The organism is Methylorubrum salsuginis (assembly GCF_900114375.1).
Taxonomy (GTDB): domain Bacteria; phylum Pseudomonadota; class Alphaproteobacteria; order Rhizobiales; family Beijerinckiaceae; genus Methylobacterium; species Methylobacterium salsuginis.
Genome location: NZ_FOSV01000046.1, coordinates 1 through 11,258, shown reverse-complemented (window position 1 = coordinate 11,258; position 11,258 = coordinate 1). Strand labels below are relative to the sequence as shown.

General features: G+C 74.4%; 3 protein-coding genes. All 3 read right to left on the bottom strand.

The annotated features are described in order from the left end of the window. Positions 1–2,504: condensation domain-containing protein (locus BM140_RS24655; RefSeq protein ID WP_165616556.1), on the bottom strand; the 2,504-nt coding region annotated here is incomplete at its 3' end. Further along, a complete protein-coding gene (locus BM140_RS24650) occupies positions 2,504–10,648 on the bottom strand; it encodes a non-ribosomal peptide synthetase (RefSeq protein WP_091952087.1) in 8,145 nt (2,714 codons plus the stop codon). The genes BM140_RS24655 and BM140_RS24650, both read right to left, overlap by 1 nt. Positions 10,649–10,650: 2 nt before the next feature. After that, a partial coding sequence (locus BM140_RS24645; RefSeq protein ID WP_131803968.1) for a phosphopantetheine-binding protein occupies positions 10,651–11,258 on the bottom strand: 608 nt, incomplete at its 5' end.

Genomic DNA, 11,258 nt, shown 5'->3' with positions numbered 1-11,258 from the left:
ACCTCCTGCAGCGTCTCGTCGAGGACGTGGGCGGTGCGGGCGCCGACGGGCGTGCCGATCGGCAGCCAATCCGCGCCGTCCCAGGCGGTGGCGGGGGTGTCGGGGTCGACGGTCAGCAGCAGCGGGGTGATGACGGTCTCGGTCGGGCCGTAGCCGTTGATGATCCGGGCCGGGGCGAAGGTGTCGCGCACCGCCTGGAACGCCTCGATGCCGAAGGCTTCGCCGCCGGCGGTCCACGAGCGCATCGGCAGCGGGCCGCCGCCGGCCTGCGCCTGCGCCTCGGCGAGGCTGGTGAGCAGCGCCGGCGACATGCCGGTGACGGTGACGCCCTCGGCCCGGATGGCGTCGAGGGTATCCTCGGCGGTCCAGCCGCGGGGCTCGCCGATGACGAGGCGCCCGCCATGGAACAGGGCGGCGAGCCAGGCCTCGGTGGCGCCGTCGAAGGAGAGCGCGATGAGGTGCAGCACCCGGTCGTCGCCGGTGAGACCGTAGCGCTCGCCGACCGCCTCGGCATGCATGGCGAGCGGCCCGTGGGCAACGGCGACGCCTTTCGGCTGGCCGGTCGAGCCGGAGGTGAAGATGACGTAGGCGAGCTGGTCCGGGTGGATCGCGATGCCGGGCTCGGTCGTGGGTCCGGCGAAGGCGTCCGGCTCGTCGAGGCGCAGGGTCGGGCAGGCGGCGGGGGGCTCGCCGGGGAGATCGGTGAGGAACAGGCGAGCTTGCGCCTGGCGGATGACGGTGTCGCGGCGCTCCAGGGGGGCTTCCGGATCGACGGGCACGTAGGCGGCGCCGGCCTTGAGCACGGCCAGGATGGCGACGAAGGCGTCCGGAGAGCGGATGAGGCGCAGGGCAACGCGGTCCTCGCGACGGAGGCCGCGGCGGATGAGGGCATGCGCCAGCGCGTTGGCACGAGCGTTCAGCGCGGCATAGGTGAGGCGCCCCTCGCCCTGGATCAGGGCGATGCGGTCGCCTTCGACGGCAGCCACGCGGGCGCTTACCGGCACGAAGGGGGGCGCCGGCTTCATCCGGTGCTGCGCGGCGAGCAGCGCCCGCTCGTCGGCGGTCAGCAGCGGAGCTTCGCCGCAGGGCGCGTCCGGCGCGGCCAGAAGGGCGCCGAGCAGGCCGAGGAAGCGCGCGGCCCAGCGCTCCCCGGTGCCGGGCAGGAAGCGGGCCTCGGCCCAGATCAGCGCGCCGGACAGGGCACCGCCTTCCATCTCTTCGATACCGAGAACGAGATCGAACTTCGCCGTCTCCGGTGGCGCAGGGAGCGGTTCGGCGACGAGGCCGGGAAAATTCGGCGGCGCGGCGGCGCGCTCGTAGGCGAAGAGGGCGTCGAACGGGTTTTCGCCCGCATTTCCGATCCCCTCCACGATCCGGTCGAACGGCAGCGCCTGCTCGGCCATGCCCTGTCGCAAGGCCGAGGCGGCGGCGTCGACGAGGTCGGCGAAGGGTTGTGCGGGCGCCGGGCGCAGCCGCAGCGCCAGGGTGTTGACGAAGGGGCCGACCACGCCGTGGGTCGCAGCCCCCTGGCGGTTGGCTGCCGGCATGCCGAGGCCGATGTCGTCCCGGCCGGTGCTGCGCCCGAGGAAGACCGCGAAGGCCGCGAGCATCACGGCCGCCGCGGTCACGCCGCGCTCGGCCGCGAGGCGATGGAGCGCCCCTTGCGCGGAGGCCTGGATGGCGAGCGGCACCCGCTGCGCCCGACCGCCGTCGCGCGGGGCCGAGGGCAGGCGCTCGGGAAAGGCGAGGCCGCGGGGCGCGTCGGCGAGACGCGCCCGGACACGGGCGATGGCATCGGCGTCGCGGCCGGTCTCCTGGCGGAGCGCCTGCCAGGCCGCCCAATCGGCGAAGCGCAGCGGCGGGGCCGGAATGGTCGCGACCCTTCCGGCGCGGCGGGCGGCGTAGTCCTCGCCGATCTCGCGGGTCAGCACGCCGAGGGACCATGCGTCGCAGACGGCGTGATGCAGCGCGAGGATCAGCGCGTGCCGGTCGGGTCCGAGGCGGGCGAGGCCGACCCGCAGCAGCGGCCCGGCGGTGAGGTCGAAGGGCCGCTCCACGGTGGCGCGCACGAGGTCGCGCAGGGCGGCCTCGGCCTGGGGGCCTTCGCATTCATACTCGGCGAGGGCGCAGGGCGCGGCCGGATCGGCGATCTGGAGCACGCGGCCGTCCTCGGCCTCGAGGAAGCGGGTGCGCAAGGCGTCGTGGCGGGCGAGCAGCCCGTCGAGGGCGCCCTTGAGGGCAGCGCGGTCGAGAGGCCCGGTGAGGCGCACCGCCCCGCCGACGGCGTAGGCCGCGCTCGACGGATCGAGCCGCCACAGGAGGTAGAACCGGCGCTGCGCGTCCGCGGCCGGTGCCGGTTGGGCCGGATCGGTCGGCGGCACGGGCAGGTCGTCGAAGCCGATGCCGGCCGCCTCGAAGCGGGCGAGCAAGGCCACCCTCTCCTCCGGCGGTGTTGCGGCGAGGCGCGCGGCGAGTTTGCGCAGGCGGTCGGCGAGCGCGTCCATCAGGCGTCGAGCTCCGCCAGCAGGGCGTCGGCGCGGGCGAGTTTTTCGGCGTCCGCGTCCCCGGAACCGGCCGCTTCGACCTCGGTGGCGAAGCCTCGCAGGGTCGGGGCCTCGAACACCGACTTGAGCGGCACGATGCGGCCGAGTTCGCTCTCGATCCGGGCGACCATGCGGGTCGCCGTCAGCGAGTGGCCGCCGAGGCGGAAGAAGTGATCGTCGCGGGCGATCCGCTCCAGCCCGAGCAGATCGGCCCAGATCGCCGCCAGCGCCTTCTCGGTTTCGCCTTCCGGTTCGGCGCCAGGCGCCGCGCTCGCCTCGGGCCGCGGCAGGGCGGCGCGGTCGAGCTTGCCGTTCGGCGTCAGCGGAAGTCCGTCGAGGAGGAGGATCGAGCCGGGCAGCATATGCGCCGGGAGCCGGGCCGCGAGATGGTCGTGCAACGCTTGCGGCGTGATGCCTCCGCCCGCGACGGCGTAGGCCACAAGTCCCTCCCCGCCGGGGGCGGGCGTCACCACGGCCTCGCGCACGGCCGGATGGGCGTTCAGCGCCGCCTCGATCTCGCCGGGCTCGATCCGGTAGCCGCGGATCTTCACCTGATGATCCAGGCGATGGAGGTAATCGAGGCCGCCATCGGCGCGGCGCCGGACGCGGTCGCCGGTGCGGTACATCCGGGCCCCCGGCGCGCCGAACGGATCGGGGGCGAAGCGCTCGGCGGTCAGCCCCGGCCGTCCGCGATAGCCGCGGGCGAGGCCGGCACCGCCGATCCAGAGTTCGCCCGCTGCCCCCGCCGGCACCGGCTGAAGCGCGTCGTCGAGGACATGGAGGACGGTGGCCGCGATCGGTCGGCCGAGATGCGGTTCGGCCTCGACGCGGCCGGCGCTGGACCAGATTGTCGTCTCGGTCGGGCCGTAGACGTTCCACAGGGTGCCGACGCGGGGCGCGAGCCACGCGGCGAGGTCCGGCGGCAGCGCCTCGCCGCCGCACAGGGCCTTGAGGCCCGGCCGACCGGCCCAGTTGCTCGCCCTGAACTGGCGCCACGTCGCCGGAGTGGCCTGGAGGACCGTTGCGCCGCTCGTCTCCAGAAGCGCTGCGAGGCGGCGCGGATCCCCGGCCTCCCCCCGCGAGGCGATGTGGAGGCGGGCACCCGCACCGAGCGGCAGGAACAGTTCGAGGGCGGCGATGTCGAAGGAGAGCGAGGTCACGGCGACGAGCCGGTCCCGGTCACCGACGCCGATTTCCGCTGCCATCGCGGTCAGGAGATTGGCCAGCGCGCCGTGGCCGACCATCACGCCCTTGGGGCGCCCGGTCGAGCCGGAGGTGTAGATCAGGTAGGCGAGATCGTCGGGACGCGGTACGAAGGCCGGCACCGGGCCGTTCGCCTCGCCCTCGACATCGAGCATCGTCCAGGGGCCGGCCGGCGCGCCGGCGCAGAGGTCCGGCTCGGTGAGGAGCGCGGACAGCCCGGCATCCCGCGCCATGAAGGCGAGGCGCTCGAACGGGTATTCGGGATCGAGCGGCACATAGGCCGCGCCCGCCTTCAGGGTGCCGAGCAGAGCCGTCACCATCGCGACCCCGCGCCCGACGAGGACGCCGACGCGGTCGCCGCGACGCACGCCGGCCGCGGCGAGGCGGCTTGCCACCGCATCGGAACGCCGGTCGAGTTCGGCGTAGTTCAGGGGTCCGCCCGGCCCCTCGACCGCGATCGTTTCCGGGTTCGCCTGCGCATGGCGGCGCAGTTGCGCCGCGAGCGGGACGAAGGGGGCTGCCGCCGGCCCTACGGCGGGGCGGTCGCCCGGCGCGGCGAGCGCGAGGCTGCCGAGGGGCGCCGCGTCCTCCGCGGCGGCGAGGGCCGCGAGGGCCCGCTCGAAGGCCGCGGCGATGTCCTCGACCTCGCGTTCCGCGAACACGTCGGTGGCGTAGGCGAGCCCGATGGTCGCCGTCTCCCCCGCCTCGACCGTGACGGTGAGCGGGTAATGCGTGTCCTCGCTCACCAGCGGGTCGCGGAAGGCGAGCGCGCCGGGGGCGGGCTCGCGCAGCGCCGGATCGACGGGGTAGTTCTCGAAGATCAGCACCGTGTCGAACAGCGATTCCCCGCCGGCTCCGGCGAGCGCCTGGACCTCGAACAGCGGGATGTGGCCGTGCTCGCGCAGGGACAGGTTCTGTTCCTGCAACGCCGCGAGATAGGCGCCGACCCCGAGATCGGGCCGCGACTCGGCGACGACGGGCAGCGTATTGATGAACAGGCCGAGCATGTCCTCGGCGCCGGGCAGTTCATCGGGACGGCCCGCCACGGTGACGCCGAACAGCGCCGGACGGCCGGTGCGGCGGGCGAGCAGCAGCGCCCAGGCCGCCTGGACCAGGGTGTTGAGCGTCACGCGCTTGGCCCGCGCGGCGGTCCGCAGCGCCTCGGTGCGCCTCGCATCGAGCCGGATCTCGAGCCGGCCCCGGCCGGGCTGTCCGGCCCGGCCGGAGGAGAGGCGGAACGGCTCTTCGACGCCCGCCAAAGCCGCGCGCCAATAGGCCTCGTCCGCCGTTCGGTCGCGGGCGGCGAGCCAGGCCACCGCATCGCGGAAGCGCGGGGCTGGGCCGGTCGGCGCGTCCCCACGGTAGCGCGCCCCGATCTCGGCGAGGAGGCGAGCCGAACTCCAGCCGTCGAGCAGGATGTGATGGCGCACCCAGAGGAAGCGCCACGCCGTCTCGCCCGTCCGCACGAGGATCAGGCGCATCGGCGGGGAAGCCGCGAGGTCGAAGCCGCGGGCGCGCTCCGCGTCGCCGAGGCGCGCGAGCCGGGCGTCGCCATCGGGCAGGCCACGCCAGTCGTGCTCCTCGAAGGCCGGCTCGGCGTGGGGATGCACGACCTGCACCGGTTCCGCGCCGTCGCGGGTATGGAAGGTCGAGCGCAGGATGTCGTGGCGGGCGAAGGCCCCGCGCCACGCCGCGCGGAACCGCTCCGGATCGAGTCCGTCGAGGGAGACGGCGAGCAGGTTGACGTAGGCCGTGTCGCCGGGGGCGAGCCGGGCATGGAACAGCAGGCCCTGCTGCATCGGGGTCAGCGGATAGCTCTGCGCCTCGGGCTCCGCGCCCGCGAGCCGGCGCAGGGCGGCTTCGAAGGCGTTCGCAATCCCCTCGGCCTCTCCCGCGTCATGGCGGGCCGGATCGAATTGCCAGTCGAGATGGAGGCGCCCGTCGCGCAGGCGCGCGTCGAGCCGTAGCGGGTCGAGCATCGGCGCGTCGGGATCGCGCTCGGTGCCGGCCCCTTCGGGCGCCAGGGTGAAGGCGCCGCCGGCCATCTCGGCATCGAGCCGGCCGAGATAGTTGAAGACCGGCCCGCGGGGAGCCGTCACCGCCGCGCGCAGATCCGGCGCGGCGAGATGGGCGAGCAGCCCGTAGCCGACGCCGCCCTCCGGCACCGCCCGCAGGGCGTCGCGGCCCGCCGTGACGTGCGCGGCGGCTTCGGTGCGGACGGGCAGGCGGACGGGATAGAGGCTTGTGAGCCAGCCGATGGTGCGGTCGAGATCGGCCGGCGCGAAGGACGGATCGCGGCCATGGCCTTCCATCCACAGGCTGACGGCTTCGGCGCTGCCCGCCAGCGCCTTCGCGAGGGCCGCCGCCATCAGCTCGTGCGGGCGGGCGTCGAGGGCGGCCGGTGCCGTCTCCATCACGGCTCGCGTCGCGGTGGCGTCGAGGATGCGGGAAAGGGTTCGGGCCTCCCCCAGCCGGGTCGGGCTCGACGGCGCTTCCGCGCCGGCCGTCGCCCGCCAGTATTCCGCTTCGTCCCGCAGCGCCTCGGAATGGGCGTGGAGCAGCAGGGCGCGGGCGTAATCCGAAAAACTCGTCTCGGGAGCCGGCAGCGTGATCGCCGCGCCGCGACGGTGCTGATCGAGGCCGAGGGCGAGGTCGTCGAGGAGCACGCGCCAGGACACGCCGTCCACGGCGAGATGGTGGATCGCGAGCAGCAGCCGCTGGCTGCCGTCGGGCAGATGTGCCAGCAGCGCCCGCAGCAACGGGCCGGTGCCGATATCGATGCTGCGCTGGGTCGCCGCGCAGGCCGCGTCGAGTTCGGCCGCGTCGGCGAGGGTGCGGACGGCGAGGAGGTCGGCGGTCTCAGCCGGCGCGACGCCCTGGCTCCAGCGATCCCCGCGGGGCTGGACGCGCAGGCGCAGGGCCTCGTGGCGGGACACCAGCGCCGCCAGCACGGCAGAGAGCGCCGCAGCGTCGAGGGTGTCGCGCGGGGTGAGGAGCACCGACTGGTTCCAGTGGCCGCGGTTCGGCACCGGGCGCGCCAGGAAGGCGGCCTGGATCGGCGTCAGCGGCACTTCCTTCAACGCCGGGCGCGGAGCCGCGGCGGGGGCCGGCGCCGGGGCCGCGTCGAGGGGAACCGCGACGGCGGCGAGGCTGCGGACGGTCTGATGCTGGAACACGAGCTTGGGCGTCAGCTTCAGTCCGCGCCGCTTGGCGCGGGCGATGATCTGGAGGCTGAGGATCGAGTCGCCGCCCAGCGCGAAGAAGTTGTCGTCGAAGCCGACATTCGGCCGGCGCAGCACCTCCGCCCAGATCTCGGCGAGGATGGCTTCCGCCATCGAGGCGCCTGACGGCGCGAGGCCTGACGGCGCGACGCCTGACGGCGCGGCCGGCTGCGGGGCGGTGCTCGACCCAGCCGACGCCAGCGGCGCCGCCACCTTGGCGAGCGTCCGCACGGTCTGGTGTTCGAACACCTGTTTCGGCGTCAACCGCAGGCCCTGGCGCTTGGCGCGGGCGATGATCTGGAGGCTCAGGATCGAATCGCCGCCTAGGGCGAAAAAGTTGTCGTCGAGGCCGACCTTCGGGCGGCGCAACACCTCGGCCCAGATCGCCGAGAGCGTCCGCTCGGCCGCGCTCGGTCCGTCGGCGGCGGGCGCCGGCGGCGTCAACGGCACGGCGACGGCGGCGAGCGCCCGCACGGTCTGGTGCTCGAAGACCTGCTTCGGCGTCAGCCGGAAACCCCGGCGCTTGGCCCGCGCGATGATCTGCAGACTCAGGATCGAGTCGCCGCCCAGCGCGAAGAAGTTGTCGTCGGGGCCGACCGCGGGGCGGCGCAGCACCTCGGCCCAGATCTCGGCCAGCACGCCCTGCGCCTCGCTGCCGCAGTCTCGGCGGGTCGGCTCCGCAACGGTCTCCGGCTGCGGCAGGGCCTTGCGGTCGAGCTTGCCGTTGGCGGTGAGCGGTATCTTTTCGAGACGCAGGACATGGCTCGGCACCATCGCCTCGGGCAGCGTCCGGGCCAGGGCGTCGCGGGCCCCGGCAGCGGCCTGGATCGTGCCGGTGACGTAGGCGACGAGATGCGGCCGCCCGGCCTCGTTGCGGTCGAGGACCACATGGGCGGTGTCGATGCCGGGCAGCGCGCGGAGAGCTGCGGCGACCTCGCCGAGTTCGACGCGGTGGCCGCGGATCTTCACCTGATCGTCGCGGCGGCCGAGGAAGCGGATCGCGCCCCCGCCGTCGAGCCGGACCCGGTCGCCCGTGCGGTAGAGCCGGCGGCCCGGCCGGGCCGGATCGGGTACGAAGCGTTCGGCGGTGGCGCCGGGACGCCCGAGATAGAAGCGGGCGAGCTGGTCGCCGCCGATATAGAGTTCGCCGACCGCGCCCGGCAGGACCGGCGCGAGGTCGGCGTCGAGGATCACCGCCTCGACCCCGGCGAAGGGGCGCCCGACCGGGACGGTGCCCTCCTCCCCGTCCTCCGCGACCTCGTGGGCGAGGACGCCGACCGTCGTCTCGGTCGGCCCGTAATGGTTGATCACCCGGCAACCCGGGCGAAGCCGCCGCACCTGTGCGGCCAGCGCGGCGGGCAGGGCCTCGCCGCCGAGGATCAGGGCCGACTCCGGCACGATGTCCCCTGCCCGCGGCGTCGCGAGCAGCCCTTCGAGGTGGCTCGGCACCAGCTTGAGGACGCCGATGCGCTGCGCCTGGACCACGTCGGCGAGGCGGTCGGCATCGAAGGCGGCGTCCGCCTCGATCAGGTGGAGGGTCCGGCCCGAGACGAGGGCGCCGAACAGCATCGTGTGGCCGAGATCGGCGGCCGGCGTCGAAACGAGGCCGAAGCTCGCGCCTTCCGTCAGATCGAGCCGGGCGAGCATGGCTTGGGTGTAGGCCGCGATCGCCCGGTGGGGCACGAGCACCCCCTTCGGCGCGCCGGTCGAGCCCGAGGTGTAGATCAGGTAGGCGCCCTGATCCGGCAGCGGGGCGGCGAAGGGCGCAGCGCCCGCCGGGATCGGACGGGCCGCGAGGGCATTCACGGCGTGATGCGCCCGTTCGAGCCCGGCCGCGGCGGCCTCGCCCTCGGCATCGGACAGCACGCGGCGGGCGCCGGTGTCGTTCACGAGGCTGCGCAGGCGCTCGGACGGCAGAGCGGGATCGAGCGGCGCATAGACGCCGCCCGCCCGCATCACGCCGAGCGCGGCGACGACGAGATCGAGGCTGCGCCCGGCCAGCACAGGCACCACCTCTTCCCGCGTCAGGCCCTCGGCGCGTAGCGCGTGGGCGAGGCGGGTCGCGGCGGCATCCAACTCCGAGAAGGTCAGCGAAGCATCGCCCGCCCGCAGGGCGACCGCATCGGGCGTCCGCGCCACGCAAGCCGCGAAGGCGGCGAGCACATCCGGATGCCGATGGTCGGCGGCCTTGCCTGAAAGACGAGAGATCTCCTCCGGCGCCCACTCGGCAAGGGTGCGCTCAGGATGAAGGGCGGCATGGCGGATGAGATCGGCATAGGCACGGGCGAAGCGCGCGGCGAAGGCCGGATCGAACAGGTCGGTGGCGTAGGTCAGCACCGCTTCGATGCCGTCCGTCCGGTCGGTCACGTCGAGGCTGAGGTCGAAATGCGTGGCGTTCTCGACGAGTTCGGTGGGCGTCGCGGTCAGCCCGGCGGCGCGGATGGTCTGCGGGAAGTCGAGCTGCTGCGTGAACTTCACCTGGAAAAGCGGATTGAAGCTCAGCGTCCGCTCCGGTTGCAGCGCCTCCACCAGCATCTCGAACGGCACGTCCGCCCGTTCCTGAGCCGCGAGCGTCGTCGCCTTCACGGCGGCGATCAGGTCGCGCATCCGGGTCGCGGGCCGGACCTCGGCACGGATCACCTGCGTGGTGACGAAGAAGCCCGGCAGCCGCTCGGTCTCGGGCCGAATCCGGTTGGCGCTGGAGATGCCGACGCGGATGTCGTCCTCGCCCGTCAGCCGGGCCAGCAGGGCGTGCAGCCCCGCCAGCAGCACCATGAACAGGCTCGCGCCCTCGGCGCGGGCGAGCGCCCGGACCTGCCGGTTGGTCTCGGCGTCGAGCGTGAAGCGGTGGCGTGCCCCGCGAAAGCTCTGGACCGGCGGGCGCGGCCGGTCGGTCGGGAGCGCCAGCGGCGGGTGCTCGGAGCCGAGCGCCTGCTTCCACCAATCGAGCTGACGGGCCAGTGCGCCGCCCTCCAGCCGCACCCGCTGCCAGGCGGCCCAGTCGGCGTAGCGCACGGGCGGGGGCGGCAGGGTCGGTTCGCGGCCCTCGCGGAAGGCCGCGTAGGCGGAGAACAGCTCGCCGACGACGATCTCCAGCGACCAAGCATCGGAGACGATGTGGTGGATCGCGAGCCAGAGCAGGTGCCGCTCGAGGTCGATCCGCACGAGGCCGAACCGAAGCGGCGGCGCCGCGGTGAGATCGAACGGCTGGCAGGCGCCGGCCTCGGCGATGGCGCGGGCGGCGGCCTCGCGCTCCGGCTGGGGCCGGTCGGTCACGTCGGCCCGGGTGAGCCCAACCGGTGCGGGCGCATGGAGAATGGGACGCGCCTCGCCGTCCTGGCTCGGCTCGAAGGCGGTGCGCAGGGTTTCGTGGCGCGCCACCAGCCAGTCGAGGCTGTGTTGCAGGGCGGCCTCGTCGAGCGGGCCGTCGAGGGCGAGGGCGCCGCCGAGGTTGTAGGCGTGGCTCTCAGGCTCCAGCTGCCACAGGAACCACAGACGACGCTGGCCGAGCGCCAACCGGTCCGGCGCACCGTCGGAAAACGGCCTGATCGGCAGACGCTCGAAGGCGATACCGCGGGCATCGAGCGCGTCGAGGAAGCCGGCGCGCTTCTCGGGCGCCAGGGCGGCGAAGCGCCGGGCGAGCTGGTCCCAGCTCGGATTGCGGTCGGCGGCGGCGGACATGGTCAGGCCTCTTCCCACTCGGCGAGCAGGGCATCGATATCGTTGAGGGCGCGGGCCTCGTCGGCGTCGTCGATCAGGGCGGCCAGCGCCGCGAGGTTCGGCGCGGCGTAGAAGGCCGGCAGGCCGATATGGGCGCCCATCTCCTCGCGGATCCTCTGGACGAGCTTGGCGGCGAGCAGGGAGTGTCCGCCCAGCGCGAAGAAGCCGTCGTCCCGGCCGACGCGCTCGAGGCCGAGGAGCGACGCCCACAGGCCGGCGAGCCGCTCTTCCGTCGCCCCCCGCGGCGGGGCGTAGGCGCCCGCCTTCCATTCCGGTGCCGGCAGGCCCGCCCGGTCGAGCTTGCCGCTCGCCAGACGCGGCAGCGCCGGCAGCACCACGATCAGCGAGGGGCGCATATGCGCCGGCAGCCGCTCCGCGAGATGCGCCGCGAGAACCGCGGCGAGATCGGCCTCCGCCCCGCCCCGCCCGGCGACGTAGGCGACGAGATGCGCCTCCGCGCCTCGTTTCGCCGCGCTCACCGCCGCCTCGCGGCAGCGCGGATGGGCCAGCAGATGCGCCTCGACCTCGCCGGGCTCGATGCGGAAGCCCCGCACCTTCACCTGCGCGTCGA

What these genes read in the sequence shown, in the direction of transcription:
- BM140_RS24650 (WP_091952087.1), bottom strand. Translation starts at nt 10,648, where the DNA reads ATGTCCGCCGCCGCCGACCGCAATCCGAGCTGGGACCAGCTCGCCCGG.